Source organism: Acidovorax sp. LjRoot117, from assembly GCF_964252695.1.
Lineage (GTDB): Bacteria > Pseudomonadota > Gammaproteobacteria > Burkholderiales > Burkholderiaceae_C > Acidovorax.
In genome coordinates this window covers 254,889-281,744 of sequence record NZ_CAXUPO020000001.1, presented here as the reverse complement: position 1 = coordinate 281,744, position 26,856 = coordinate 254,889, and the positions used below count along the sequence as shown (strand labels likewise).

25 protein-coding genes and 1 tRNA gene are annotated in these 26,856 nt (G+C 67.1%); 14 read left to right on the top strand and 12 right to left on the bottom strand.

Annotation, left to right across the window (positions count from 1 at the left end; genetic code table 11):
* Positions 1 to 46: 46 nt before the first annotated feature.
* The 5 genes from rimM (at position 47) to ACSQ3D_RS01260 (ending at position 3,943) form a co-directional block, all read left to right on the top strand.
* On the top strand, positions 47 to 616 hold the full coding sequence (rimM, locus tag ACSQ3D_RS01280; protein WP_056416072.1) for a ribosome maturation factor RimM: 570 nt from the start codon (positions 47 to 49) through the stop codon (positions 614 to 616).
* A 35-nt stretch (positions 617 to 651) separates the two neighbouring features.
* Positions 652 to 1,410: a tRNA (guanosine(37)-N1)-methyltransferase TrmD gene (gene trmD / locus ACSQ3D_RS01275; RefSeq protein ID WP_056416075.1), complete on the top strand. Its 759-nt coding sequence runs from the start codon at positions 652 to 654 to the stop codon at positions 1,408 to 1,410.
* A gap of 127 nt (positions 1,411 to 1,537) precedes the next feature.
* A complete protein-coding gene (gene rplS, locus ACSQ3D_RS01270) occupies positions 1,538 to 1,933 on the top strand; it encodes a 50S ribosomal protein L19 (protein WP_056416077.1) in 396 nt (131 codons plus the stop codon).
* A 102-nt stretch (positions 1,934 to 2,035) separates the two neighbouring features.
* Positions 2,036 to 2,755: a CoA pyrophosphatase gene (locus ACSQ3D_RS01265; protein WP_396502953.1), complete on the top strand. Its 720-nt coding sequence runs from the start codon at positions 2,036 to 2,038 to the stop codon at positions 2,753 to 2,755.
* Positions 2,756 to 2,956: 201 nt separating this feature from the next.
* Positions 2,957 to 3,943 carry a CobD/CbiB family protein gene (locus ACSQ3D_RS01260; RefSeq protein ID WP_396502952.1) on the top strand — a complete coding sequence of 329 codons (987 nt, stop codon included), beginning with the start codon at positions 2,957 to 2,959 and terminating at the stop codon, positions 3,941 to 3,943.
* A gap of 169 nt (positions 3,944 to 4,112) precedes the next feature.
* On the opposite strand, the gene rsgA is transcribed toward ACSQ3D_RS01260, so the two are convergent.
* Genes rsgA through ACSQ3D_RS01245 form a run of 3 tightly spaced genes read right to left on the bottom strand, consistent with a single transcriptional unit; the run spans position 4,113 to position 6,738 of the window.
* Positions 4,113 to 5,057 (bottom strand): ribosome small subunit-dependent GTPase A, encoded by a 945-nt coding sequence (gene rsgA, locus ACSQ3D_RS01255; protein ID WP_056416084.1) that lies wholly within the window; start codon positions 5,055 to 5,057, stop codon positions 4,113 to 4,115.
* Between the two features lie 38 nt (positions 5,058 to 5,095).
* Complete coding sequence (locus ACSQ3D_RS01250; RefSeq protein WP_056416087.1) at positions 5,096 to 5,434, bottom strand: 4a-hydroxytetrahydrobiopterin dehydratase; 339 nt, start codon at positions 5,432 to 5,434, stop codon at positions 5,096 to 5,098.
* Positions 5,431 to 6,738, bottom strand: a complete 1,308-nt coding sequence (locus tag ACSQ3D_RS01245) for a M48 family metallopeptidase (RefSeq protein WP_436125655.1) — start codon at positions 6,736 to 6,738, stop codon at positions 5,431 to 5,433. Before ACSQ3D_RS01245 ends, ACSQ3D_RS01250 begins: the two co-directional genes overlap by 4 nt.
* Positions 6,739 to 6,822: 84 nt before the next feature.
* Between ACSQ3D_RS01245 and orn the strand changes: the two genes are divergently transcribed.
* The 3 genes from orn to ACSQ3D_RS01230 all read left to right on the top strand — a co-directional run bounded on the left by orn (position 6,823) and on the right by ACSQ3D_RS01230 (position 11,310).
* Positions 6,823 to 7,416 carry an oligoribonuclease gene (gene orn, locus ACSQ3D_RS01240; protein ID WP_056416401.1) on the top strand — a complete coding sequence of 198 codons (594 nt, stop codon included), beginning with the start codon at positions 6,823 to 6,825 and terminating at the stop codon, positions 7,414 to 7,416.
* 368 nt (positions 7,417 to 7,784) lie between these two features.
* Positions 7,785 to 9,659, top strand: coding sequence for a DEAD/DEAH box helicase (locus ACSQ3D_RS01235; protein WP_056416091.1), 1,875 nt, complete (start codon positions 7,785 to 7,787; stop codon positions 9,657 to 9,659).
* Between the two features lie 169 nt (positions 9,660 to 9,828).
* On the top strand, positions 9,829 to 11,310 hold the full coding sequence (locus tag ACSQ3D_RS01230) for a sensor domain-containing diguanylate cyclase (RefSeq protein WP_235503992.1): 1,482 nt from the start codon (positions 9,829 to 9,831) through the stop codon (positions 11,308 to 11,310).
* 109 nt (positions 11,311 to 11,419) lie between these two features.
* Here the strand turns inward: ACSQ3D_RS01230 and ACSQ3D_RS01225 are convergent, their stop codons facing one another.
* The 4 genes from ACSQ3D_RS01225 to ACSQ3D_RS01210 all read right to left on the bottom strand — a co-directional run bounded on the left by ACSQ3D_RS01225 (position 11,420) and on the right by ACSQ3D_RS01210 (position 15,435).
* Entirely contained in the window at positions 11,420 to 12,652 is a 1,233-nt protein-coding gene (locus ACSQ3D_RS01225; protein WP_056416098.1) for a multidrug effflux MFS transporter, read from the bottom strand.
* 161 nt (positions 12,653 to 12,813) lie between these two features.
* Positions 12,814 to 13,995: a cellulose synthase complex periplasmic endoglucanase BcsZ gene (gene bcsZ / locus ACSQ3D_RS01220; RefSeq protein ID WP_436125654.1), complete on the bottom strand. Its 1,182-nt coding sequence runs from the start codon at positions 13,993 to 13,995 to the stop codon at positions 12,814 to 12,816.
* Between the two features lie 326 nt (positions 13,996 to 14,321).
* Positions 14,322 to 14,397: transfer RNA gene (locus ACSQ3D_RS01215), tRNA-Lys, on the bottom strand.
* 84 nt (positions 14,398 to 14,481) lie between these two features.
* A complete protein-coding gene (locus tag ACSQ3D_RS01210; RefSeq protein WP_436125653.1) occupies positions 14,482 to 15,435 on the bottom strand; it encodes an NAD(P)-dependent oxidoreductase in 954 nt (317 codons plus the stop codon).
* A 93-nt stretch (positions 15,436 to 15,528) separates the two neighbouring features.
* On the opposite strand from ACSQ3D_RS01210, the gene ACSQ3D_RS01205 reads away from it, so the two are divergent.
* Entirely contained in the window at positions 15,529 to 16,410 is an 882-nt protein-coding gene (locus ACSQ3D_RS01205) for an alpha/beta hydrolase (protein WP_436125652.1), read from the top strand.
* A gap of 24 nt (positions 16,411 to 16,434) precedes the next feature.
* On the opposite strand, the gene ACSQ3D_RS01200 is transcribed toward ACSQ3D_RS01205, so the two are convergent.
* The 3 genes from ACSQ3D_RS01200 to ACSQ3D_RS01190 form a co-directional block, all read right to left on the bottom strand.
* A complete protein-coding gene (locus ACSQ3D_RS01200) occupies positions 16,435 to 17,412 on the bottom strand; it encodes a GMP reductase (RefSeq protein ID WP_436125651.1) in 978 nt (325 codons plus the stop codon).
* Between the two features lie 271 nt (positions 17,413 to 17,683).
* Positions 17,684 to 18,397: a hypothetical protein gene (locus tag ACSQ3D_RS01195; RefSeq protein ID WP_436125650.1), complete on the bottom strand. Its 714-nt coding sequence runs from the start codon at positions 18,395 to 18,397 to the stop codon at positions 17,684 to 17,686.
* A gap of 1 nt (position 18,398) precedes the next feature.
* Positions 18,399 to 19,013 carry a hypothetical protein gene (locus ACSQ3D_RS01190; protein ID WP_436125649.1) on the bottom strand — a complete coding sequence of 205 codons (615 nt, stop codon included), beginning with the start codon at positions 19,011 to 19,013 and terminating at the stop codon, positions 18,399 to 18,401.
* Between the two features lie 65 nt (positions 19,014 to 19,078).
* Here ACSQ3D_RS01190 and ACSQ3D_RS01185 point away from each other — a divergent pair, with 65 nt between their 5' ends.
* From ACSQ3D_RS01185 to ACSQ3D_RS01165, 5 genes are all read left to right on the top strand, one after another.
* The gene (locus tag ACSQ3D_RS01185; protein WP_436125648.1) at positions 19,079 to 21,523 is read left to right on the top strand and encodes a UvrD-helicase domain-containing protein; all 2,445 of its coding nucleotides are present in this window, start codon (positions 19,079 to 19,081) and stop codon (positions 21,521 to 21,523) included.
* Positions 21,524 to 21,738: 215 nt separating this feature from the next.
* Complete coding sequence (locus ACSQ3D_RS01180) at positions 21,739 to 22,356, top strand: AAA family ATPase (protein ID WP_235503993.1); 618 nt, start codon at positions 21,739 to 21,741, stop codon at positions 22,354 to 22,356.
* Between the two features lie 412 nt (positions 22,357 to 22,768).
* Positions 22,769 to 23,377 (top strand): hypothetical protein, encoded by a 609-nt coding sequence (locus ACSQ3D_RS01175; RefSeq protein WP_436125647.1) that lies wholly within the window; start codon positions 22,769 to 22,771, stop codon positions 23,375 to 23,377.
* Positions 23,378 to 23,597: 220 nt separating this feature from the next.
* Entirely contained in the window at positions 23,598 to 24,170 is a 573-nt protein-coding gene (locus ACSQ3D_RS01170; RefSeq protein ID WP_436125646.1) for an OmpA family protein, read from the top strand.
* A 24-nt stretch (positions 24,171 to 24,194) separates the two neighbouring features.
* The gene (locus ACSQ3D_RS01165; RefSeq protein ID WP_436125645.1) at positions 24,195 to 24,449 is read left to right on the top strand and encodes a zinc ribbon domain-containing protein; all 255 of its coding nucleotides are present in this window, start codon (positions 24,195 to 24,197) and stop codon (positions 24,447 to 24,449) included.
* A 96-nt stretch (positions 24,450 to 24,545) separates the two neighbouring features.
* Here ACSQ3D_RS01165 and ACSQ3D_RS01160 read toward each other — a convergent pair whose 3' ends face one another.
* Complete coding sequence (locus tag ACSQ3D_RS01160; protein ID WP_436125644.1) at positions 24,546 to 25,640, bottom strand: DUF1513 domain-containing protein; 1,095 nt, start codon at positions 25,638 to 25,640, stop codon at positions 24,546 to 24,548.
* 67 nt (positions 25,641 to 25,707) lie between these two features.
* Positions 25,708 to 26,817, bottom strand: coding sequence for an imelysin family protein (locus ACSQ3D_RS01155; protein WP_436125643.1), 1,110 nt, complete (start codon positions 26,815 to 26,817; stop codon positions 25,708 to 25,710).
* Between the last annotated feature and the right edge of the window lie 39 nt (positions 26,818 to 26,856).

Here is a 26,856-nt window from a genome sequence, read left to right as displayed (position 1 = left end):
GGCACGCCGACGGAACCCGCCCTTTTCCTATTCTGGAATCACCGCCATGGCCGCCAACCTCACCCTCGAACCCACCGAGCTGCCCACCGACGCTGTCGAAGTGGGGCGCATCGCCGACGCCTGGGGGGTCAAGGGCTGGTTCAAGGTGCTGTCGCACAGCAGCAGCCCCGAGGCGCTGTTTTCCGCCAAGCGGTGGTATCTGCAGCCTTCCGAACGCGGCGCCAAGGCGTTTGCCGGCACCGTGCTGCTGTCCATCCGCCAGGCCAAGGACCATTCCGACACGGTGGTGGCCTGGGCCGAAGGCATCGACGACCGCGATGCGGCCGAAGCGCTGCGCGGTGCGCGCATCTTCGTGCCGCGCTCGAGCTTTCCGTCCACCACGACGGACGAGTACTACTGGGTCGATCTGATCGGCCTGGCCGTGGTCAACCGCGAGGGCGTGGCACTGGGCGCCGTGCGCGAGCTCATGGCCACGGGGCCGCAGACCGTGCTGGTGCTGGCCTACGAGCAGGACGGCAAGGCGCTCGAACGCATGATTCCTTTCGTCGCGGCCTTCATCGACAAGGTGGACCTGCCCGAAAAGCGCATCACCGTCGACTGGCAGCCCGACTACTGACCCGGTGCTGCAGCTGTACCGCCGCGCCGCGCACCATGCGCTTTGACGTCATCACCCTGTTTCCCGAGCTGTTCGCGCCGTTCCTGGCCAGCGGCGTGACGCGCCGCGCCTACACCGGCGGATTGGTGGATGTGCGCCTGTGGAACCCGCGCGACCATGCCGAAGGCAACTACCGCCGGGTGGACGACCGTCCGTTCGGTGGCGGCCCGGGCATGGTCATGCTGGCCGAGCCGCTGGCCCGGTGCCTGGCCGCCATTCGCGCCGACCGGGGCGAAGCTGCGGACAACCAGGCGCCGGTGGTGCTTTTTTCTCCCATCGGCGAGCCGCTGAACCACACGGCCGTGGAGCGCTGGTCCGCCAGCACCGGAGGCATCCTGCTGTGCGGGCGCTACGAGGGGATCGACCAGCGCTTCATCGACGCCCACGTCGACGTGCAGATGAGCCTGGGCGACTTTGTGCTCTCCGGCGGCGAGATCGCTGCCATGGCCTTGCTCGATGCGGTGGCGCGCCTGCAGCCCGGCGTGCTCAACGACGAAGGCAGCCACCAGCTCGACAGCTTCAACCCGGCGCTGGACGGCCTGCTCGACTGCCCGCATTACACGCGCCCGGACGAGTGGGCGGGGCAGCCGGTGCCACCCGCATTGATGTCCGGCCACCATGCGCAGATCGAGCGCTGGCGGCGCGACCAGCGGCTGTCCATCACCGCCCGCCACCGGCCCGATCTCATCGATGCGGCCCGAAAAGCAGGGCGCCTGGCGCCTGCGGACGAGGCGGTATTGGCCAAGCTGGCCTGAATTGCTATAATCAAAGGCTTTTCGATCCTCTGGCCGGCCGTTTCGACAGGGACTTCCCTTTGAAACACTGAGACGTCAATCCCGACGCAGCCATTTTTGGCGCGGACAAGATCCCAAGGAAATTCACATGAACCTGATCCAGACACTGGAAGCGGAAGAAATCGCCCGCTTGAACAAGACCATCCCCGAATTCGCCCCTGGTGACACCGTCATCGTGAGCGTGAATGTGGTGGAAGGTACCCGCAAGCGCGTGCAGGCTTACGAAGGCGTGGTGATTGCCAAGCGCAATCGCGGCCTGAACAGCGGCTTCACCGTGCGCAAGATCTCCAGCGGCGAAGGCGTGGAGCGTACGTTCCAGACCTACAGCCCGCTGATCGCCGGCATCGAAGTCAAGCGCCGCGGTGACGTGCGCCGTGCCAAGCTGTACTACCTGCGTGACCGCAGCGGCAAGTCGGCACGTATCAAGGAAAAGCTGCCACAGCGCGTCAACAAGGCTGCCGCTGCAGCCGCGACTGCCGCCTGATCGGACCCGGTGGGCCTGGCCCAGTCCTGACAAAGCCGCTACAGCGCCTGCCGTAGCGGCTTTTCTGCTTCTGAGGCCGTCCCCCACCCCTGCCCATCCATCGTGAACTCTTCGCCGCCCCCTGCTGTCTCGTCGGTCATCGTGCCGCTGTCCAGCCTGCCCGATTTCGATCCGCGCCTGGTGCCGGTCGTGGGCGTGGACACGCACCTGCCCGCGGTGCCGCTGCACAACCAGACACCCGAGGCCTTGCGGGCACGCTTTGCGCACCCGCCGCAGTGGGAGCCGGAGGTGGTGCTGGAAAAGAAGTTCATGAACCGAGAGCCAGCGCACGCCTCGGTGCTGCTGGCGATCATGCTGCGCGAGCAGCCCATGGTGCTGCTGACCGAGCGCACCGCCCACCTGTCCACGCATTCGGGGCAGGTGGCGTTCCCGGGCGGGCGTGCCGACCCTGAAGATGCTACGCCCGCCGACACCGCGCTGCGCGAGGCGCAGGAAGAGGTGGGGCTGGACCGCGAGTTCGTCGAAGTGCTGGGCGCGCTGCCCACCTACGTGACGGGCTCTTCGTTCATCATCACGCCCGTGGTGGCGCTGGTGCGGCCGGAGTGCGTGCTCCAGCCCAACCCGTATGAAGTGGCCGACCTGTTCGAAGTGCCGCTGGCTTTTCTGCTCGACCCCGCCAACCACCGGCGCCACGTGTTCGACAGCGATGGCATCCACCGCGAGTGGTTCTCCATGCCGTTCCATGACGGCAGCAAGACCCACCACATCTGGGGTGCCACGGCGGGCATGCTGCGCAATTTCTACCGTTTCATGCAGGCGTAGCCGCCATGGCAGAGCGGCGGTGCCGCTGGCCGCTGTGCCGGCCCCGGCTCTGAGCAGGCAGACTGCCGAGGGCCTGGCCACGGTCCTTGGGCTGCGTCTGTGGGCATCGGTCCCCTGCCCGGAGCAGCCACCCCCGCCCTGGGTCCCGCGCGGGCGCCTCGGACCGCTGGTGCGGCCTCAGCGCCAGTATCATTGCTCCCCATGAGTTTCTTCGCCATCCTGTTCGCTTTGCTGATCGAGCAGGCACGCCCGCTGGCACGCAGCAACCCCATCCATGCCGGCCTGCGTGCGTGGGCGCTGTCCGTGAGCCGCAATTTCGACGCGGGCAAGCCGCACCACGGCTGGGTGGCCTGGAGCCTGGCGGTGCTGGTGCCGGCCCTTGTCACGCTGGCGATCCACTGGCTGCTGCTGTGGGGTCTGGGGTGGCCATTTGCAGTGCTCTGGAGCGTGGCGGTGCTTTACGTCACGCTCGGGTTTCGGCAGTTCAGCCACCACTTCACGGGCATCCGCGATGCGCTCGAAGAGGGCAATGAAGACGCGGCCCGCGAGCGGCTGGCGCACTGGCAGCAAGTGGACGTGGGGGTACTGCCGCGCAGCGAGATCGTGCGCCACGTGATCGAATATTCGGTGCTGGCGGCGCACCGCCATGTGTTCGGCGTGCTGGCCTGGTTCTCGGTCCTGGCCGCGCTGGGCCTGGGCCCTACCGGCGCCGTGCTGTACCGCCTGGCCGAGTTCGTGTCGCGCTACTGGCACTACAAACAGCGCACCGGCGCCCAGCCGGCCAGCGCCTCGCTGCAGCAGGCATCGGCACAGGCCTGGACGGTGGTCGACTGGCTGCCGGCCCGGCTCACGGCGCTGAGCTTTGCGGTAGTCGGCAGCTTCGAAGAGGCCATCGAAGGCTGGCGCTTTCATGCGCAGCGCTTTCCCAATGACAACGATGGTGTGGTGCTCGCCGCCACCGCCGGCGCGATCAATGTGCGCCTGGGCGGCGAGGCGCTGAAGGCCCGCACCGAACTGCATGCGCCCCAGGGCCTGGAGATCGACGCCGACCTGGGCGACAGCGATTCCACGCCCGGCCGCGAGCCCGAGGTGGGCCATCTGCGCAGCGTGGTGGGCCTGGTGTGGCGGTCCGTGGTGGTGTGGATGCTGCTGTTGGCGTTGCTGACCCTGGCGCGGCTGCTGGGTTAGTAAGCCCCCCTGAGCCGCTGCGCGGCTTCCCCCGAGGGGGACGCACCCGGCGGCCTGGCGAAGCCAGTTCCACGGGTGCGCTGGTGTGGTGCATGCCTACGTGGAGGGCGGTGCGCTTCAAGGCCCGCGTCTATTTGTTTCCCGCACCGTGCAGCTACCCATACCCCGGTCAATACCGGGTGTGGCTCAGCTCTTCAAACAGGTCGCTATAGATTTTGTAGCGGGTGGGGCTGATCCCGCCAGCGGAAGGGCCCAGTTTCACCGCATCCAGCACGCCGCAGCCCGGCTCGTGCAGGTGGGTGCAGTTGTAGAACTTGCAGTGGGTGGCGTGTTCGGCGATGTCCGGCATGCACGCGGCCAGTTGCATCGGGGCGATGTGGTGCAGGCCGAATTCCTGAAAGCCCGGCGAGTCAATCAGCGCGGTGGTGCGCTCCTTGTCCATCCAGTACCAGTGCGTGCTGGTGGTGGTGTGCTTGCCGGAGTTCAGCGCCTGCGAGATCTCGCCCGTCAGCACCGTGGCGCCTGGCACCAGCAGGTTGATCAGCGTGCTCTTGCCAGAACCCGAGGGGCCCAGCACCAGGGTGGTCTTGCCTTGAAGGTGCTCCATCAGCAGGGCGCGGTCCACTTCGCTCGACAGGGTCAGCGACAGCGGCAGCACGCCATAGTGCTTGCCCGCACCCATGTGGCGGTAGGGCACCAGACGCTCCCAGGCACGGGCGAAGGGCTCCACCAGGTCGCTCTTGTTCAGGCCGATGATGGGCTGGATGCCTTCGGCCTCGGCGGCAATCAGCGCGCGTGCGAGCTGGCTTTCCGAAAACACGGGCTCTGCGGCGATGAGGATGAGGACTTGGTCCAGGTTGGCGGCGAACGACTTGGTGCGGATCTCGTCCTGCCGATAGAACAGGTTGCGCCGCGGCTGCACCTTCTCGATGGTGCCCTCGTCGCCCTGGCCGGGCGGTGGCGCTTGCCACAGCACACGGTCGCCCACCACGGACTGGCTTTTCTTGCCCCGGGGGTGGCAGATGCGGCGCTCGCCGTCGGGGGTCTCGACCATGCAGTGGCGCCCGTGGCTGGCAACCACCGTGCCTTCCATGAGGGCGCTGCGCTCAGCCATGGTGGTGGGGGTGAGGTGTCATGCGGCGGCGGCTGCGGTCAGGCCACGAGCGCATCGAACTGGGTCGCGCACTCGAAGTCGGTGGAAGAGATGCCGTGCACGTCGTGGGTGTTCAGGCGCACCACGCAGCGGTTGTAGTGCACCGACAGGTCGGGGTGGTGGTCCTGCGCGTTGGCGACGAAGGCCAGTGCGTTCACGAACGAGATGGTCTCGTAGTAGTTGGCGAAATGGTAGGTCTTCTCGATCGCCACATCGGCGCCGTCGCCGGTGAGCTTCCAGCCCTCGACCTTGGCCAGGTTGGCGACCACTTCGGTCGCGGTCAGCGCGCGGCGGGTCTGGGTGGACCAGTCTTTTTTCTTGAGCATGGAGGTTGTCATGGTTGGGCCGTAGGTTGCATGCGTGCCAGCCGCTCGGTGGCGGGCGGGTGCGAGTAGTAGAACTTCACGTACACCGGGTCGGGCGTGAGGGTGGAGGCATTGTCCTCGTACAGCTTGAGCAGGGCCGAGGACAGATCGGCGCCGCTGGACTGGGCCACGGCATAGGCGTCGGCCTGGAACTCGTGGCGGCGCGACTGTTGCGAGAACAGGGGCGAGATGAAGAAGGTGAACACCGGCACCACCAGCAGAAACAGCAGCAGGGCCAGGGCGTCGTTGGGCGCAGCGGCCATGGCCGGGTCCAGCGAGATGTTGGGACGCACGCCCAGGCCCGTATAGAACCACACCTGGGTGGACAGCCAGCCCAGCAGCGCGAACCCCGCCAGGCTCAGGGCGAACATGGTGACGATGCGCTGGATGATGTGGCGGTGCTTGAAGTGGCCGAGTTCATGGGCCAGCACGGCCTCGACCTCGCCCGGGGCCAGCTGGCGCAGCAGCGTGTCGTAGAACACCACGCGCTTGGCGGCGCCAAAGCCGGTGAAGTACGCATTGGCATGCGCGCTGCGGCGGCTGCCGTCCATCACGAACAGGCCCTTGGCCGAGAAGCCGCAGCGCTGCATCAGCGCCGTCACGCGGGCCTTGAGCGATTCGTCTTCGAGCGGCTGGAACTTGTTGAACAGCGGGGCGATGAAGGTGGGGTAGACCACCATCAGCAGCAGGTTGAACCCCATCCAGAAGCACCAGGCCCACAGCCACCACAGCGGGCCCGCAGCGCCCATGAGCCAGAGGATCATGGCCGCGATCGGCAGGCCGATGACGGCGCCCACCAGCAGGCCTTTGACGGCGTCGCCCAGCCACAGCCGCCAGGTCATCTTGTTGAAGCCGAAGCGCTCTTCCACCACGAAGGTCTGGTACAGCGAGAGCGGCAGGTCGATGAGGCCGCCGATGGCGGCAAAGGCCACCAGCAGCGCCAGTTGCTGCCCCATGCCGCCGCCCAACAGCCCCAACAGCGCCTGGTTCAGCGCATCCAGGCCGCCCAAGAGCGTCCAGCCCAGCAGCACCGCGGCGCCCAGCGACATCTCCAGCAGCCCCAGGCGGGCCTTGGTCACGGTGTAGTCGGCCGCCTTCTGGTGCGCGGCCAGCGGGATGCGTTCCGCGAAGGGTGCGGGTACTGCGTCCCGGTGGCGCGCTACGTGGCGGATCTGCCGGGAGGCGAGCCACAGCTTGATGACAAGCCCCAATGACAGCGCGGCGGCGAACGCCAGCGTCAGCAGCAGGGAAGGAGAAAGGTCGTCGGTGATGGGCATGTGGGCTCAGAGTTTACCGGGCGGCGGCGCGCCAGGGTGGCGCTGTACCTGTCGGCAACGGGGGCATCGGCGACAATGCGCGCCATGTCCGAAGCCCCACCCACCCCCACACCTGTGCTTGCCAAGTCCGACCAGAACCTCGTCTGGCTCGATTGTGAAATGACCGGCCTCGAGCCCGACACCGACCGCCTGCTGGAGATCGCCGTCGTCGTGACCGGCCCTCACCTGGAGCCCCGCATCGAAGGGCCCGTGTTCGCCATCCACCAGTCCGACGAACTGCTCAACGGCATGGACGCGTGGAACAAGGGCACGCACGGCCGCAGCGGCCTCATCGACAAGGTGAAGGCCTCCACGGTGACCGAAGAAGCCGCCGAGCAGCAGATCCTCGCCTTTTTGGCGAAGTACGTACCCAAGGGCGTGGCCCCGATGTGCGGCAACAGCATCGGGCAGGACCGGCGCTTTCTGGTGCGCTACATGCCCAAGCTGGAGCGGTTCTTCCACTACCGCAATGTGGACGTGAGCACGCTCAAGGAACTGGCCAAGCGCTGGAAGCCCGAGGCCTATACCAGCTTCAAGAAGGCCCAAAAGCACACGGCGCTGGCCGACGTGCATGAATCCATCGAAGAGCTGGCGCACTACCGCCAGCACCTGCTGGCCGTGGAGGTGAAGGCGCCCTGAGCCCTGAGCTGCCGCAGCGCCCCGTTGCGAGGGCGACTGGCAAGGCCAGGCCCAGCGTTGCTGGCGGCGGGGCCCGCGCAGGGTTCGGCATGCCACTCCCCGCACCGCAAAAAAAAGGTATTGCGGGGAAACCCTTAATCGTGCGATAATCGCTGGCTGCGCAGGAATCCCGCGCAGTTTGTGCATCTCCCCTCACACACCGGGCTTGCCAGCCGACTGTCACCAGACAGTGCAGGACTGGCGAATAACGCCCACCCGCTCAGGCCTTCAGCGCCAGCGCAGGTTTCGTTTGATGGTTGATGTTTTTTAACCATTTGACGAAGCCAATCGTGGGCAGCGCCCGCGACCGTCTTCGTGAGAGAAAAATCATGACCGACACCTCTTTGGTGCAGGGCGAATTCGCGCCTGCAGATACTTCCTTTGCTGCCGACGTTTCCGTGCAGTCTTCCCCTCTGGACGCCGTGGCGGATATTGTTTCCGCCGAGGCAGAAGTGGCCGTGACGGCCCAGCCCAACGGCTTTGTCGAGCTGGGCCTGGCGCCTGAACTCGTGCAGGCTGTGGCCGACCTGGGCTACACCCAGCCCACCAGCGTGCAGCTCAAGGCCATCCCCCTGGCCATGGGTGCCGGCGCCGATGCCAAGCACTTCATCGACCTGATGGTTTCCAGCCAGACGGGCTCCGGCAAGACCGCAGCCTTCCTGCTGCCCGTGCTGCACACGCTGATCAACCAGCAAGCTGCTGCCGAAGCCGAAGAGCGCGCCGCTTTCGAGCGTTCCGTGGCCGAAGCCGCCGAGCGTGGCGAACCCGCTCCCAAGCGCGCCAAGCGCAAGGATCCCACCAGCTCGCGCAATTTCAAGGCCGCCACTCCTGGCGCCCTGATCCTGTGCCCCACGCGGGAACTGGCGCAGCAGGTGGCGCATGACGCCATCGACCTCGTCAAGCATTGCCGTGGCCTGCGCGTGGCCAACGTGGTGGGCGGCATGCCCTACCAACTGCAGATCGCCAAGCTGCAGAACGCCGACCTGGTGGTGGCCACTCCCGGCCGCCTGCTGGACCTGCAGCGCTCGATGCAGATCAAGCTCGACAAGGTGCAGTTCCTGGTCGTCGACGAAGCCGACCGCATGCTCGACCTGGGCTTCTCGGACGATCTGGCCGAACTGAACCAACTGACCGCCCAGCGCAAGCAGACCATGATGTTCAGCGCCACGTTCGCGCCGCGCATCCAGCAGCTGGCGATGCGTGTGATGCACGACGGCGGTTCGTCGGTGCAAAAGGTCACCATCGACTCGCCACAGGCCAAGCACGCCAACATCAAGCAGATCCTGCACTGGGCTGACAACGCACAGCACAAGCGCAAGCTGCTCGACCACTGGCTGCGCGACACCACCATCAACCAGGCCATCGTGTTTGCCAGCACCCAGGTGGAGTGCGACGGCCTGGCCAACGACCTGCAGCAAGACGGTTTCTCCGCCGTTGCGTTGCACGGCGCCCTGAGCCAGGGCCTGCGCAACCGCCGCCTGATGGCGCTGCGCAGCGGCCAGGTGCAGATCCTGGTGGCCACCGACGTGGCAGCACGCGGTATCGACGTGCCCACGATCACGCACGTGTTCAACTTCGGCCTGCCCATGAAGGCCGAGGATTACACCCACCGCATCGGCCGTACCGGCCGGGCTGGCCGCGACGGCCTGGCTGTCACGTTTGCCGAGTTCCGCGATCGCCGCAAGATCTACGACATTGAGTCGTACAGCAAGCAGCAATTCAAGCCGGAAGTGATTCCTGGCATGGAACCCGCACAGCGCGCGCCCCAGGCTCCACGCGCTGACTTCGGCGGCCGTGGCCGTTCGGGTGGTGGTGGTTTCGAAGGCCGTGATGGCGGCCACGGCCGTGATCGCCGCTTTGGTGGTCCCGCACGCGGCAACGACCGTGGCGGCTTTGGCGGCAATGACCGCGGTGGTTTCGGTGGCAACGACCGTGGCGGTTTCGGTGGTGGCTTTGCAGGCCGCGACGGTGGCAACCGCGCTGCCCCCGGCGCTCCTCGCCGTGATGGCGAAGGCTATGGCCGCAAGCCAGGCTTTGGCGACGCCGGCCGTGCTGGCTTTGCGCCACGCGGCGAAGGTGCTGGCGCACCCCGCGGCGACTTCGCACCCCGCCGGCCCGACTTTGCCAAGCCGGCAGGTGCTGGTGGCGGCAAGCCCTTCGTGGCCCACGACGCGCGCAAGCGCCCGGCACGCCCCGCGCGCTGAGCGAGATCCCCCGGACAGGGGGGTCTTTCTGCATGCCTCGGCCAGTGCCGGCCATGCAGGCACAACAGGCTGGTTCCGCAAGGTGCCGGCCTTTTTTTATGGCGCTCCTGGCCCGACCCGCGGCGATCACGCAATGGCTCGTCAATAATTGGCGCCGGAGGAATCTGCCGTGTCGTCTTCTTTATCATCGGGTGCGGACTTTGAGCACATGTTCGAGCTGGCGCCCGTGTCGCTCTGGCTGGAAGACTACAGCGCGCTCAAGCAGCTTTTCGATGGCTGGCGCGCCGATGGCGTCACGGACATCCGCGCCCATCTGGCGGCAGACCCCGCGCGGGTGCGCCAGTGCAGCGCCTCGCTCAAGGTCCTGAAGGTCAACCAGCGCACGCTGGAGCTGTTCGCCGCGGAAAGCCAGCAGGTGCTCGAGGCGAACCTGGACAAGGTGTTTCGCGACGACATGCACGACGCGGTCTCCCATGAGCTGGCACAGCTCTGGGCAGGGCATAAGGAATTCTCCAACCAGACCGTCAACTACGCATTGGACGGCCGCCGCCTCGATGTGAAGATCCGCGCCCGCATCCTGCCGGGCTACGACGACAACTGGAGCCGCGTGCTGGTCTCGCTGGAAGACATCACTCCCGAGGTGCGCAGCGCCCGCCAGTTGCGCCGCAGCGAGCAGTACGCACGCGATCTGTTCGAGCACTCGCCCGTGTCGTTGTGGGTGGAGGATTTCAGCGCGGTCAAGCACCTGCTCGATGGCGTGCGTGCGCAGGGCATCGACGACTTCAAGACCTTCATCACCGTGCACCCCGAGTTCGTGTCGCGCTGCATGCAGGAGATCCGCGTCATCGATGTCAACCAGCAGACGCTGCGGATGTTCGGTGCCAGCAGCAAGGACATGCTGCTCAACAACATCGGCCGCGTTTTCCGCGGCGAGATGCACGAGTCCTTCGCCGAGCAGCTGCTCGACCTGTGGGAGGGCAAGACCTTCCAGCAGCGCGAGGTGGTCAACTACGCGCTCTCGGGCGACGCGGTGCACATCCACATGCAGTTCTCGGTGCTGGCCGACCACCTGGCCGACTGGGGGCTGGTGCTGCTGTCGCTGGTGGACATCACCGCCCGCAAGAAGGCCGAGGCGTATCTGGAGTACCTGGGCAAGCACGACGTGCTCACCCAGCTGCGCAACCGCGCGTTCTACGCCGAAGAGCTCAACCGCATCACCCGCAAGGGGCCGTGGCCGTTGTCGATCATCGCCATCGACCTCAACGGCCTCAAGCTCGTGAACGACGAGCAAGGCCATGCGGCAGGCGACTCCATGCTGCGCCGCGTGGGCGAGGTCCTGGCCAAGGCCGTCGACCTGCCCGCCTGCGCGGCCCGCATCGGCGGCGATGAATTCACCGTGCTGCTGCCGGGCATGGACGAGCGCAGTGCCCACGCGCTGCAGGACCGCATCCTGTCGATGGTGGACCTGAACAACCAGTTCTACCCCGGCCAGCCGCTCAGTCTGGCGATGGGTGTGGCGTCCTGCCGGTCGGGCGATTCGGTGGAGGCCGCGATCCACCGCGCAGACCAGGCCATGTACGCGGAGAAGCTGCGTTATTACCAGGACAAGAGCGTGGACCGGCGCCAGCCGGGCAGGGACGGGGCCGATTGATCAGTCGCGAGGGACATCGCCCGATGCGCCACGAGACGTGCGCAGCAGGTGGTGCACGATGCGCGATGCGTGACGATTGACGCAGCGCTTCACATCGGGGGCAGTCTCGTCACCCCACCGCTGCGGTGCGCCCGATGTCCGGCCACCGGTGGTGCAAGTACATCCACGCCCCCAGGCCCACGCACAGCATCAGCAGCGATGCCACGGCCAGCAGCACCGTGGAGTGCATTACCAGCGGCACGATGATGCCCGCGACCACTCCGTTGGCGGTGGAGCCCACGAAAGCCTGCATCGACGAGGCCATGCCGCGCCGCTCCGGGTACAGGTCGAGCACCAGCAGCGTCACCACCGGCACCATCAGCGCCCAGCCAAATGAAAACACGGCAATGGGTGCCAGTGCCCACGCCACGTGCACCGGAACCAGCAGATTGGCGGCCAGGTTCAGCACGGCCACGGTGAACATGATCACGAATCCATGCCGGATCTGGCGCTTGGGCGCGATCTTGCCCGCCAGGCGCCCGCTGAGCCAGGCGCCGCCCATGATCCCCGAGATCGTGAGGATGAAGAACCAGAAGAACTGCGTGGGCGCCAGCGCCAGATGCTCGCCCAGGAACGCCGGTGCCGCCAGCACGTACAGGAACATGCCGTTGAACGGCACCCCGCTGGCCAGCGCCAGCAGCACGAAACGCGGGCTCGAGCCCAGCTGCCAGTAGCCCCGCATCAGGTGCGGCACATTGAAGGGCTGGCGCAGGTCGGCGTGCAGGGTTTCGGGCAGCAGCTTGAAGTTGGCGACCCACAGCACCACGCCCACCAGGGTCAGAAACCAGAAGATGCTGTGCCAGCCCGTGTGCACGAACAGCCAGCCGCCCACGATGGGCGCAATCGCCGGCGCCACCCCGAAATAGATCGTGACTTGGCTCATCACCTGCTGGGCCCGCGCGGGCGGGAACATGTCGCGGATCACCGCCCGCGACACCACGATGCCTGCGCCCGTGGACAGGCCCTGCAGTGCCCGGAAGGCGATCAGCTGCCCGATGCTCTGCGACAGCGCGCAACCTGCCGAAGCGATGGTGAACATCGCAATGCCGCACAGCACCACCGGCCGCCGGCCGAAGCTGTCCGCCAGCGCGCCATGGAACAGGTTCATGAACGCAAAGCCGAAGAGGTACGCCGACAGGGTCTGCTGCATCTCCACTGGCGTGGCGCCCAGTGCGGTCGCGATGCCGGTGAAGGCCGGAATGTAGGTGTCGATGGAGAACGGCCCGAGCATGCCCAGGACGGCGAGCAGGGCGGCCAAGGCCCATTGCGGGGCGCGCCAGAGCGTGTGGGCGTTGGGATTCATGGGGCAGGGCGGGTGGGAGGCTAGAAGGCCGATGCATGCCTTGTGGGCACTGTGTGTGGATGCGCGTGCGGGGTGCGCAATCTTAAGGCGTCATGGCGGCGGCGAGAGTGCTGAGGCCCTGGGCGCGACGCAGCAGCATGGCCCCACGCAACACTTCGCGTTCACGATGCCTTGCGCTTTTGGGGCGTGAGCTGCCCCGACGCAGAGAAGCGGTACCAGCCGTCCATCCAGCCTTGTCCAAACAGCGAGAGCGTTTGCTCGTAGTAGGCGGTCGGCCGGATGGGCGCGGCCGCCAGCCGGCTGCGCTGCGCCTTCAGTGCGCTGTCATCCCCTTGCGCTTGCAAGAACGGCAGCAGGGCCGCAGAGAACCCGGCCGGGCCCGGGCCGGAGCCTTGCCCGGTGAGCACATCGACGTATTCCGGTGGGTGGCCTTGTTCGCGCACCTGCCGCGCCATGGGTGCCAGCGCTGCCAGCACCGCCTTGCGGCCCGTCGTACCGGGCGCCAGCATGCCCGCCCACAGGTAGACGCGGATGGCGTTGTAGCCACCCTGGCCTTTCTCCTTGCCCTTTTCATCGACGAGGAAGCCTTGTTGCGCGTCGTACAGCGTCCAGTCGGGGGTGTAGCCCTTGGGGGACGACCCCACGATGATCTTCTCGGAGCTTCGCGCCAGCTGCTTCCATGCGGGCTGCGGGTACAGCGTGGCCAGCCGCTGCATCACCTGCAGCGGCATGTAGCTGGGGTTGAGCTTCCAGCGGCCCTCGCCCTCGACGAAGCCGCGCGGGCCGGGCAGGAGGCTCAGGCCCAACTGCGGAATGTCGGCCGTCTCCTCGGCCAGGATGCGCTGCGCCAGGCGCGCGCCGAGCGCGTGGTAGCGGGGTTCTTTCCACAGCCGCGCGGCCTCACCCAGCACGTAAGCGATCCAGATGTCGGCGTCCGACGCTGCGTTGTTGTCGATCACGCCCCAACTCCCGTCCGGGCGCTTGCCCCACAGCCAGGCAGGCAGCCGCGCGCCCAGGTCACCGCCGCACAGGTTGTTCTCGGTCCACCGCAGCAGCGTGTCGAAGCCCTTGCGGTCGTTGGCCACCAGCGCGAAGAACAGCCCATAGGACTGCCCCTCCGAATACGTCCGCCCGCCTTCCCCGTCGTCGGAGATCACACGCCCTTCACCGCTCACGAACTGCGCCTTGAAGACGTCCCATTCCGGCCAGTGCCCGCCTTTGGGCAACGACGGTACCGGCGCTGCGCTGGCGGCGGGCTGCGCGCGTGCAGCAGACCAAAGCGCCGGCGTCAACGCACTGGCTCCGATGAGCAAGGCTTTGCGTCGGTGCAGCGGTGATGGCATGGCGGGATCTCCTTGGGGGTGGTGTGCAAAAAGAGCCGGTGCGGGGCCTGCGGGCCGTACGCGGCACATTGGGTGCGCGGGCTGCTGGCGTCCGGGACGAAGAGTGTGCGGCCTCGGGCGGACTCCGCGTTGTAGGACGGCGGGCTATGGTAGCCGACCGCCGATTAAGGACGGCTGGGACCCGGCTGCAGTCGCAAGCGTGTGAACGCCCATGCCTGCCCCGGTGATGGTTGTCGATGGCATGGGGCTGTACTGTGGAGTGGCTCTGCGGAGGCTACAATGACAAAAGCCGCTACAGCGTGATCGCTGTAGCGGCTTTTGCAGTTTGGTGGGTCCTGAGTGACTCGAACACTCGACCTACGGATTAAGAGTCCGCTGCTCTACCAACTGAGCTAAGAACCCAAACTTTTCGTAAATCTGTCTGCATTGCTGCAGAGCCTCGAATTATGCACTAGTTTCTCAGCACTTTGCAAGTGGTGCCAAAAATTATTGCTGCGCGTTGCGGCTGGCCAGCTCGATGAACAAGCCGCTGTGGTCCAGTTCGCCCAGGCCGTGCTCCACGCCTTCGGCGTACAGGTTTTCGAAGAGGGCGGTGATGGGCGCGTCGAACCCGATCTCGCCGGCGGTGGCCAGGGCGTTGCGCATGTCCTTGAGCTGCACCGCCATGCGGCCGCGGGGGGCGAAATCGCGCTCGACCATGCGCTGGCCGTGCAGCTGCAGGATGCGGCTGTCGGCAAAGCCGCCGCTGATGGCTTCGCGCACCTTGGCCATGTCGGCGCCGCCCTTGGCGGCGAACAGCAGCGCTTCGGCCACGGCGCCGATGGTGATGCCCACGATCATCTGGTTGGCCAGCTTGGTCAATTGGCCCGCACCGTGTGGGCCGACGTGGGTGGCACGGCCAAGGGCCTCGAACACGGGTTGGCCGCGGGCGAAGTCTTCGGGCCGCCCGCCGACCAAGATGGCCAGGGTGCCGTTCTCGGCACCCACGGTGCCGCCGGAGACGGGGGCGTCCAGGTGCGTGAGGCCCATTTCGCCCAGGCGGGCGGCGTGGTCGCGGGCTTCGCGGGGCTGGATGGACGCCATGTCGATGAAGAGCGCGCCTTTGCGCATGGCGATGGCAGCGCCGGTGTCGAAAAGCACCTGCCCGACCACGGGGCCATTCTCCAGCAGGCTGACCACGATGTCGGCATGCTGGACGGCGCTGGCAGGAGTGTCATGCACGGTGATGCCGAACGCGGCCAGGGGCTCGGCCTTGGCGCGGGTGCGGTTCCAGGCATGGACCTGGTGGCCCGCTTCGCGCAGGCGGCGCGCCATGGGGCGGCCCATCATGCCAATGCCGAGGACGGCGATGCGAAGCCGTGGAAGCTGCGGAAGTGGCGGGGTGGTGGTCATGGCGCTCTCCATCCTCTGATCATCCTCTGATGTCGTCTCTCTGGACATCATGGTCCCTTTTGCTGCGCGTGCCTGTCACGGAGCTTGCAGCTTGGCCCGATTGCCCAGATGATTCCTCAGCACAAAAAAGGAGACACATCCATGAGCCTGCCCCTGAACGACCCCGCCTGGCTGGAGCGCATGTACAACAACCGCGCCCTGGTGCCCGACCACATGGACTACCTGCAGCGCTGGGCGAAGACGTCCGCCGACGTGCGTGCCAGCCAGCCCTGTGTGCTGGATGTGGCCTATGGCACCGGCGTGCGTGAGACGCTGGACATCTTCCCAGCGGCGCGCACCGCGCCGGGCGGTGTGCCGGTGCTGGTGTTCATCCATGGCGGGTACTGGCGCGCGCTCGACAAGTCCGACCATTCCTTCATTGCGCCGCCGTTCACGCAGGCGGGTTTTTGCGTGGTGGTGGTCAACTACGCGCTGTGCCCCGGCACGCCCGAGGCGCCGGTGACCATCCCGCACATCGTGCGGCAGATGGAAAAGGCGGTGGCGTGGGTGGCGCGCAGCATCACGGGCCATGGGGGCGACCCGCGGCGCATCACGGTGGCCGGGCACTCGGCGGGTGGGCACCTGGCCGCCATGATGCTGACCAGCGTGTGGTCGCTGATCGGCAACGGCCTGCCCGATGGGCTGGTGCGCAGTGCGCTGTCGATCTCGGGCGTGCATGACCTGGAGCCGCTCAAGCACACGCCATTCCTGCAGGATGCCTTGCACCTGACCGATCAGCAGGTGCTGCAGGACAGCCCCTCGCGCCTGCTCGCTCCGGAGCACGGCATTCTGTACTGTGTGGCCGGCGGCGACGAGAGCGAAGAGTTCCGCCGCCAGAACGGGCTGGTGCTGCAGTCCTGGGGTGAGCATTCGGTGCCCCGCTGCCAGATATTACCGGGGCTGCACCACTTCAGCATCCTCGACACGCTGGCCCAACCCGGCAAGGACCTGCACCACATGGCGCAGAACCTGTTGCGGAGGTAGGGCCGGCGGGCCGCGGCCTGGCGGCTACATCAGCAGGTGCTCGCCCGCGTTGTCGCCGCCCAGGATCACGTAGTTGACCTTGCGGATGTCCATCAGCTTCTTGCCACCGGCATAGCTGATGGAGCTTTGCACGTCCTGCTCCATCTCGATGAGCGTGTTGGCCAGCTGGCCCTTCACGGGCTCCAGGATGCGCTTGCCTTCGACGTGCTTGTACTCGCCCTTGTTGAAGTCGCTGGCCGAGCCGTAGTACTCCTTGAACAGCGCGCCATCCACCTCGACGGTCTGGCCGGGCGACTCTTCGTGGCCGGCGAACAGCGAGCCGATCATCACCATGCTGGCGCCAAAACGAATGCTCTTGGCGATGTCGCCGTGGCTGCGGATGCCGCCGTCGGCAATGATGGGCTTGGTGGCCACGCGCGCGCACCACTTCAAGGCCGACAGCTGCCAGCCGCCCGTACCAAAGCCGGTCTTGAGCTTGGTGATGCACACCTTGCCCGGGCCCACGCCCACCTTGGTCGCGTCGGCGCCCCAGTTTTCCAGGTCGATCACGGCCTCGGGCGTGGCCACGTTGCCGGCAATCACGAAGGCGCCAGGCAGGTGCTGCTTGAGGTAGCCGATCATGTTCTTCAGGCTGTCGGCGTGGCCGTGCGCGATGTCGATGGTGATGTACTCGGGCGTGAGGCCCAGCGCCACCAGTTGGTCCACGGCGTCGTAGTCGGGCTGCTTCACGCCCAGCGAGATGGAGGCGTAGCAGCCCTGCGCATGCATGTCCTTCACGAACTGGACGTTGTCCAGGTCGAACCGGTGCATCACGTAGAAGTAGCCGTTTTTCGCCATCCAGGTGCAGATCTTTTCGTCCACCACCGTCTTCATGTTGGACGGCACCACCGGCAGCCGGAAAGAGCGCCCGCCCAGCTCAACGCTGGCGTTGCACTCCGAGCGGCTTTCCACGAGGCACTTGCGGGGCAGCAGCAGAACGTTGTCGTAGTCGAAGATTTCCATGAGATTCCAAGCTCCATCAAAGGACGCAGCAAAACGATTTCTGCTGCGGTGGGCGCTTGGCCTGGCCCCGGCTTGGTTTGTGGGCGGGGCCGTGGTGGCCGCTCCGAACCCCGCAGTGCGCGGGCACAAAAAACCGGGCGTCAAGAAACTTGGGCCCGGTGATTGATTCTACCCGCCTGTTCAGTCCACGTTATAACGATGGGGGTATGACCGGTATGGCCTTCGGGCCTTCCGCGCCGGGGCTGCCCGATCTCGCGCCCACCGTTTCCGTTTACCGGCAGGCGGACTGCGCAGCGGCCACCATGCGCCCCTGCGCATCCTGCAGCCAGCCCACCATGCGCAGGCGCTCGGGCTTGGCGCCCTCAGGGATGCGCATGGGACGAATCTCCTTCCATCCGGAGTGCTCTTTTTTTGATAGCTGGTTGCGCTCGTCCCAGCTGCCCTGCAGCATGTTTCGCACCACATTCCTTGCTACCGCGGTGCCTTCGGCGCCTGCAGGGATCGACTCCACCAGCAGCAGGTGGAAAGTCCAGGGGCCAGGGGTTGCAACGCGCTGCGAGCCGCCGCGGGCCGGGCTCAGCGAAATCGCCGCGCCCAGGTAATCGTTGAAGGGCAGGCCATGCGCCACGCGCAGCCGGCCAGGCGCAGGGGCTTCGGTCGCGGCGATGTGCACATCCGATCGCGCCGGCGCGCTGCGCCCCAGCGCCTGCAGACGTGCCAGCGCATCGTTGGTGGCGGCGGCCGACAGCGGGGCGTCGTCGCCTGCGGCGGTCGGCACGATCCAGTCGAGCACCAGGGCAGGGGACCGCGCCGACGGCGCAGGCGTGTTCGATTCGCCCCAGCAGGCTTCGCAATCGGCGCTGATGAAGCGCTCGAACACCGCGACGGGCCGGGGTTGGCCGTCGCTGGAGCAGGTGGCCTGCGCAGAAGCAAGCAGCGGCAGGCAGGCGCTGATGAGTGTGGCAGCAGCTATGGCAGACCGCATGTCAGGTACCGGTCCGGCATTCAGGGGGGAGCGGCGTACCCGGAAACACAACCTCAGGGCGGCATGGATCGGGTTTGCGCACCTGACGGATTCCTGCTGTGTAGTCCTCTTGTGCAATCCGTGCAGCGGTGCTGTCGGGCATATAGGCTGTGAATTCGTAGCTCAGATTCGTGAGGGTCTGAGATTCCACGCTGATGGCGTACTTGCAGGCAGCCTCCTGGGCCCACAGCTGGCTGCTGGACTGGGCAAGGCCCTTGGCCTGGATTTGAGGTGCGTAGTGGCTCTGCAGCACCAACAGGTTGCTGGTCACCCGGTACTGGGCCAGACCTTGCGCGTTGCGCATCGGGGTGTCCACCGTTTGCACCGTAGCAGGTGCCCACGTGCGCGGGCCGACCGCCTGGACCGGCCATGCAAAGGGCTGGACATGCGCAGCCATCCAGGCACACACGGCTGCATCCTGGGAGTACGTCAATGCAGGCATGGGCACAAGCGGCGGCACATCACCTGCGCCGGGGCCTTCCTGCGCCGTATCTCCGTTGCCGCCGCCGCAGCCCGCCAACACGACCGACAGTGTTGTTGCGCAAGCCAGCACGTGCCGGCGAATGTTGTCCTTCACAGCAGGTTCCTCCCATGGATGCATGTCACTGCATCATAGGACGAAGGCTTTCCTACAATGCCTGGATGTCCCCACAAGATTCGCTAGCTGGCTTCGAGCCCCTTTCTGCGTCCGCTGCGCAGCAGTCCACGTCGCCCCTGCTGCAAAACCTCAACGATGAGCAACTGGCCGCCGTCACGCTGCCGGCAGGCCACGCGCTGATCCTGGCGGGCGCGGGGTCCGGCAAGACGCGCGTGCTCACCACCCGCATCGCCTGGCTGCTGCAAAACGGCTACGCCACGCCCGGCGGCATTCTGGCCGTGACCTTCACCAACAAGGCCGCCAAGGAGATGGTGGCCCGCCTGTCCGCGATGCTGCCGGTGAACGTGCGCGGCATGTGGATCGGCACCTTCCACGGCCTGTGCAACCGCCTGCTGCGCGCGCACCACAAGGCCGCGGGGCTGCCGCAGTCGTTCCAGATCCTCGATACGCAGGACCAGCTCTCCGCCATCAAGCGCCTGTGCAAGCAGTACAACGTCGATGAAGAGCGGTTTCCGCCCAAGCAGCTGTCCTACTTCATCGCCAGCTGCAAGGAAGAGGGCATGCGCCCCGGCGACGTGCCCACGCACGACAGCGACAGCCGCAAGAAGGTCGAGGTCTACCAGTTGTACGAAGAGCAATGCCAGCGCGAAGGCGTGGTCGACTTCGGCGAGCTGATGCTGCGCAGCTACGAGCTGCTGCGCGACAACGAACCCATCCGCGAGCACTACCAGCGCCGCTTCGCGCACATCCTGGTGGACGAGTTCCAGGACACCAACAAGCTGCAGTACGCCTGGCTCAAGCAACTGGCCGGCAACGAGATCAGCGGGCGCTTCGAGGCGCGCGGCAGCGTGATCGCGGTGGGCGACGATGACCAGAGCATCTATGCCTTCCGCGGTGCACGCGTGGGCAACATGGCCGACTTCGTGCGCGAGTTCGACGTGCAGCGGCAGATCAAGCTCGAGCAGAACTACCGCAGCTACAGCAACATCCTCGACTCGGCCAACACGCTCATCAGCCACAACAGCAAGCGCCTGGGCAAGAACCTGCGCACCACGCAGGGCCCTGGCGAGCCGGTGCGGGTGTACGAGGCCAGCACCGACCTGGCGGAGGCGCAGTGGATGGTCGACGAGATCCGGCAGCTCGTGCGCAGCGATGGCTTCGAGCGCAAGGAGATCGCCGTGCTCTACCGCAGCAATGCCCAAAGCCGGGTGATCGAATCGGCGCTGTTCAACGCCAGCGTGCCCTACCGCGTGTACGGCGGCCTGCGCTTCTTCGAGCGCGCCGAAATCAAGCACGCGCTGGCCTACCTGCGCCTGCTGGAGAACCAGCACGATGACACCAGCTTCCTGCGCGTGGTCAACTTTCCGCCGCGCGGCATCGGTGCGCGCAGCATCGAGGTGCTGCAGGATGCCGCCAAGACCGCCGGCTGCTCGCTGCACGACGCCGTGAGCGCCGTGCCCGGCAAGGCGGGCGCCAACCTGGGGGCCTTCGTCGCCATGGTGGACGTGCTGCGCGAGCAGACCCAGGGCCTCAACCTGCGCGGCATCATCGAGCAGATGCTCGAATCATCCGGCCTGCTGGAGCACTACCGCACCGAGAAAGAGGGCGCCGACCGCATCGAGAACCTGGAAGAACTGGTGAACGCGGCCGAGAGCTTCGTCACGCAAGAGGGCTTTGGCCGCGACGCCGTGGCCCTGCCGCTGGACGAGCATGGGACCCCGCTCTCGCAAAGTGCCGTGAGCCAGGGCCTGGATCCGGATGCCCCCGTGCTCGACGAGCCGCTGCCCCAGGCCGTGCCCGGCATCGTGGACATCGACACGGGCGAGACGCTCTCGCCACTGGCCGCCTTCCTCACGCACGCGGCCCTGGAAGCCGGCGACAACCAGGCCCAGGCCGGGCAGGACGCCGTGCAGTTGATGACGGTGCACGCCAGCAAGGGCCTGGAGTTCGATGGCGTGTTCATCGGCGGCATGGAAGAGGGCCTGTTCCCGCACGAGAACTCCGCCAACGAACGCGACGGCCTGGAAGAAGAACGCCGCCTGATGTACGTGGCCATCACCCGCGCACGCAAGCGCCTGTACCTGAGCCATTCGCAGACCCGCATGCTGCACGGCCAGACGCGCTACAATATCAAGAGCCGGTTCTTCGAAGAACTGCCCGAGGCCGCGCTCAAGTGGATCACGCCCAAGCAGCAGGGCTTTGGCACCTATGCTCCTCATTCAGGATCTGGTAGCGCTTATGGATCCAGCGGTAGAGGTCCTTTTGGCTTCAAGTCCGAGACTTTCGCCAGCCCCCCGGTGCCGGTGCAGAAGGCGGCGCCGTCGCACGGCCTGCGCGCGGGCATCGCGGTGTTCCACACCAAGTTCGGCGAAGGCAAGGTGTTGGCGATCGAAGGCACGGGCGACGACGCACGTGCACAGGTCAGCTTTCCTCGCCACGGCACCAAATGGCTGGCGCTGTCGGTGGCCAAGCTCACGGTGGTGGACTGAAGACAGTCCGCCATGCCGATGAGCAGCATGCTGTCGTGGCGCTTACCGATCAGGCCGAGTGCTGCAGGCCCTGGAAGTTGTCTGCCTCGGCTGTACGGCGTATGTGGCGTGGTATGGCTTTTTCAGGGGCAGTGCGGCAGGCCTGGCATGCCGTCCGTCAGCCCTGCTTGTCATTCCGGTGAGCGCCGTAACCCACCACCGATGAAAGGCATGTCGTGAGCGTTGCGCCCATTCTTTCTCCTGCCGGTGGCCTCGCCCTTGTGGTGCTGGGTGGACTGCCAGGCGTGGGCAAGAGCACGGTGGCGCGCGCGCTGCTGGCGCAGTGGCGCGCGGTCTACCTTCGCATCGACACCATCGAACAGGCATTGCGGGATTCCATGGCTCTGCAGGGCGATGTGGGGCCTGCCGGCTACGTGGTGGCCTATGCCCTGGCGCGCACTCAGCTGGCGCAGGGCCTGCCGGTGCTGGTGGACTGCGTGAACCCCTTGGCGGTAACGCGCCATGCGTGGCACGCCGTGGCGCGGGATGCGCAGGCGCCGTGCTTGGATGTGGAGATCATCTGCTCCGACATCCACGCGCATCGACAGCGGGTGGACACACGGCCCACCGATGTGCCGGGGCTCGTGCCGCCCCGATGGGAGGCCGTGCTCCAGCATGACTACGCGCCGTGGCCGGAAGGCGGGCACAACCGCGTGGAGGGGATGAAGAGCAGTGCAGATGCCTCTCGAATGGTGATCGACACGGCTGCCCACACTGCAGAACAGGCCGCGGCCAAGGTGCTTGCCGCGTTGCGCGCATTGACGGTTCGCGCTGCTGGCCGCGGTCGCGATTGAACCTGCTACAGCAACGTCTCCGGGTGGCGGCGGGCCCGCGCCATCGGGCCTTCATCGCAAGCGTGCTGCCACGATGCAAGGGTGAGCTTCATGGCTGTGGGAGTGTTTCGTGCTTCGCAATGCTGTAACGCGCTGTGACGGTGTTCATTGAGTTTCATAACTCGGAGGAACGACGGATTGCCCGGCACTATGGCCCTTGGCCTCCGTGCGCAGCCTCGTGGCGCGTTGAACGGTCTGGTGCAGCGCGGCAAGGTTGCCTACAACTCCTTACCCCTGCGCGGCCAGGGTCTCCAAGAATTGTTCAACGCATGGCGCCCACCCCCTGTTCCCGGGCGTGCACTGCGATCCATTCTGGGAGGAAACCATGGCATCAATCCCGTCGCGAGACGCACCCGAGACTCGGAGCAAGCCTGTGAGCCGGACTGCCGCCGCAGTGCTGCTCGCCAGCTGGCTGGTCGCCTGCGGTGATCGCGTCAACGAGCCCGTGGCATCACCGCCGACCGGGGCGGCAGCGGCGCCATCGCCGGCCTCCCCTGCTATGCCCGCAGTGCCTGCCGCACCGGCCTATCCTGTGGCGGCTGCTGCAGCGCCGGCTTCGCCGGCACACCCGTCTACCGCCGCTGTGCAGGCCGCACCCGTCAAGTTGCCGCTGGCCATACAGGGGGTCGCACCTGCTGGGCTGACCGTGCGCATCAAAGGTGCCGAAGTGGGTGGCGATGCCACCGTGCTGGACGTGAGCATCTCGTTCGCCAACCGCATCACCAACTCGACGATGCTGGCGCTGGCCGACACCTACCTGCAGGACGAAAGCGGCGCCAAGCTGCACATCCAGCGCCCCGAAGGCAACCGGGACATCACCATCCGCGAGGGGCAAACGCTGGAGGGGCAGCTCGTCTTCATGGGCAGTGTGGCCCCCAGCGCGCGGCAACTCAAGCTGGTGTTCAACGACGGCAACCAGGGCGACAACATCGTGGCACCTGGCCTGGCCATCGACGTGCCACTGCCCGCCGCCAAGGGCTGACCGCGTGGCGTGTGGTCCATTCAGTCCAGCCCCGAAAGGACGGGTGCTGGCGGTGGTGGCAGCGAGGGCCACCGGAGTCGCTGCGACGCTGCTGATGACCGCGTCGGCGGGCTGGGCACAGCAGGTGCCAGGTGCTGATGTGCGCAGCGGCCGGTCGCTGAAACACGTGCCCACGCAATTGCGGCCGGCTGCCGCGGCACCCGCCACACGGCTCAGCCCGGTGAATGCGCAGGGAACGCTCGGCGCCTCATCGCGGCAGACCTCGCTGCAGGGCGCAGCGCCCGCCACCTCGCTAGGGACCGCAGCACAGCCGCAGACGGCCCTGCTGCTGCGGCAGGCCGAGGTGCCGCCGCAGCGGCTGGCCATCACGCGCAGCTTGCTTGCGGAGCTGCATGCGCGGCAGACCGCGCAGCAGGCGATCTCCATCGACTTGCCTGCCGACGTGCTGTTCGACTTCGACAAGGCCGACCTGCGGCCCGATGCATTGCCCACGCTGCAGAAGGCAGCAGAGCTGATCCAGAGCTATCCGCGCGCGCCGTTGCGCGTCGTGGGCCACACCGACAGCAAAGGCTCCGATGGCTACAACGACACGCTGTCGCAGCGCCGCTCTCAAGCCGTGGCGCATGCACTGCAAGAGCGCACGGGCCGCAGTGTCGCAGCGCAAGGGCGCGGCAAGCGCGAACCTGTGGCTGCCAACACCACGCCGGACGGCCAGGACGACCCCGCGGGCCGCCAGCGCAACCGGCGCGTGCAGATATTGATCGAGCCACCGGCGGGTGGCGTCCCCTCATGAAGGAGAGCTTATGGCGTTGATCACATGCCCGACTGCAACCGACAGGTGTCCTCGTTGGCCGTGGCCTGTCCGGGGTGCGGCTACCCCATCGCTTCGGCCCATGGCGGGTTGAGCCCGGGCGGGCAGAAGCCGCTCAGCGCCCTGCAGTCGCCCCAGGTGTGGGGCCGTGTGACCGGCGTGGTGGGCGCCTGGCTGGTCGCTCCATGGATCGCCCGCATGCTGGCCGTGGTGGGGGCCTGCGTGATGGGGTACTTTCTGTTTCGGGGCGGCCGCCAGTGAGCGGATGAATTGAGTACTGCTGGGCGCGGTGCAGCGCGGCGCGGTGATTCCGCCTGAAGCAGAGGCCGTAGCAGCCGCCGGTTCGCAACCGCGTCGTCAGAGACGCACCCAGTGGTTGTCCATGCGCGCACCGGCCAGGGCGTGGGCATGCGGATGCGCGACAGGGCGGTCCCCCTGCGCGTCCTGCAGCGTGCGCGTGAGCCCTGCCGCCCAGAGCTGGTCTTGCGCATCGGCGGCCAGCGCGCATACTTCTTCCAGCGGAATCAGTCCGCGCCAGGTGCCGTCGGCCGCGAAGTGCGCCACGCCGTCGACCCGGGGGCAGCTCACCGCCCAGCCAGCGCGGGTTGCGGCAATGCTGCCACCGTAGCCAGACAGCGACCGCGGCGCCGCATGCGTCGTCAGCTGTTGTCCATCGAACCGCGCCAGGATGGGCGCCGCCGCCTTGGCGGCGCTGTCGCCATGCTCGGCCTGCAGCGCAATGCCCAGTGTCTTGCCATCGGGGCTCCACGCCAGGTGGCGCAGGCTCAGGCGTTTGTCCTCCAGCCGCCATTGGCCCAGCAGGTCGCCCTTGCGGCCGTCGAGCCGTACCAGAGACGAATCCATGGCGTCCAGATCGCGCTTGACGCGGCCCGTTTCAGGCGATGTGGGCACGCCGCCGTTGGCAACGATCAACGTGGGCGCGCCACGACTGCCGGTGTCCCAGATCAGTTCGTGGGCGTCGATGCCGTGGGTGGGCCACTCGGCGATTTTTTGCAGCGTGGCGGCATGCCGCACGCCGATCAAGCTCTGACCGGTTTCCGTATCGGTTTCGGTGGTGTAGACGCGTTGGCCGTCCGGGCTGCACAGTGCATGGCCATTGAAGGAGCGCTCTCCGTCCTGCCACAGCCACAGGGGTGGGCGGCTGCCCCGGCCTGGCTGCCAGTGCACCATCCAGTCGCCCGGTCGGCGGGACACGGCCAGCACCGCGCCGCCGGGCAGCACGCACAGGCCATGGGCGCGGGTCGGCACCTCCATCGCAGCGCGCACCTGCAGGGCCTGGCCCGCGCCTTCGTGCGCTGACAGCGAGCCTATGTAGAAGCTTCCCTCGCGCTCCCAGGCAGCCGCGAGCGAGATGCCTGCAGGGCCGCCTGCGCCGGTGCTGGCCCATGCGCTGCGCGGCAGCACCGTCCACGCGCTGAGGCCAGCGAGCATGGCCAGCACCTGCCGCCGGTTCTGCCCGAGCAAGGGGGGCGCTGGCTGCGCGCAGGGGTTGTGTTTGCTAGTCACCGTCCGCATCCGAAAACCCGATGCTCACCTGCAGCGCAGGCGCCACTTCGGATTCGGCCAGAAATTTCAGCGCCGTCAGGTCCTTGGCCGTCTGCTGGATGGCCGCCTTGTTCTGCAGGCCCGACTTCTGCACCTGGGCCATCGACGCGTCGACCTTGTCGGTGGCTTGGCGCAGCTTGTCGGCCAGCGGGTTCAAGCCCTTGCCGCGCAGGTACATCTCCAGAGGCACCAGGGCTTCGCCGGCGGCAGGGATGTCGGCGCTGGCGGGCAGTGTGGTCACGCTGCGCAGGCCGCCCCAGGTGGCCGCCCAGGCCGCCAGCGTGGTGCCGCTGGCGGTGCGGGGGTAGTCCGGCGTGCGCGTTCCCTGGGCTGCGCGCAGGGGTTTGTCCATCTGTGCCCAGCGCAGGCGCTCGATGCCGCCCACCCACTGGTTCACGAATTCGCTGATGGCCGCAGTGGACGCCTCCTGCTCGTCCTCGGCGCCCCAGTCGGTGGTCGCCGCGTCGGCGTAGGCCTTGGCCAGTGCGGCGGATTCCCGCGCCACATCCTGCGCCACTTCGTGCGCGTAGCTGCAGGCAGGGCTGCCGGGTTGGGCCGGGCGCGTCCACAGCAGCCATTCCAGCGCGGGCAGGCCCTTGGCAGGCGTGCCGATGCGCTCGAAGGCCTTGGCGCCCTGGGGCTGGGTGGCGACAGCTTTTTCGATCAATGCAGGGCGCGTGGGCGTGAAGTCGATGGCGCGCTGGCTGCGGCGTGCGATGACCGGGCCGACGGACACGGCGGCGAGCTGCTCCCACGCGCGGGCCGTGGCCTGCCAGGCGGTGCGTGCAGATTCGAGCGCGGCCTTGCCGTTTGCCGCCGGGGCCTGGCACAGCGCCGCCACGGAAGGCACCAGGGCGCGGGCCTCGCGGTCAAAGTCCTGTGCGCGTGGCAGGGCCCAGTGGCCGTAGATGCCTTGCAGGGCATGCACCGTGTCGTAGAACGGCACGGCGTTGCGCTGCCAGGCTGGGATGGCGGGTGCAGTGGGCGCCGCAGACTGTGCCTGCGCTGTGAGAGGGGGCAGGGTGGCCAGCAGCAGGGCGGCTGCAAGGAGGGATGTTTTCATCGCCGGGCCGCTCCAAGATGAAAACGCGGCCCCGTCGGG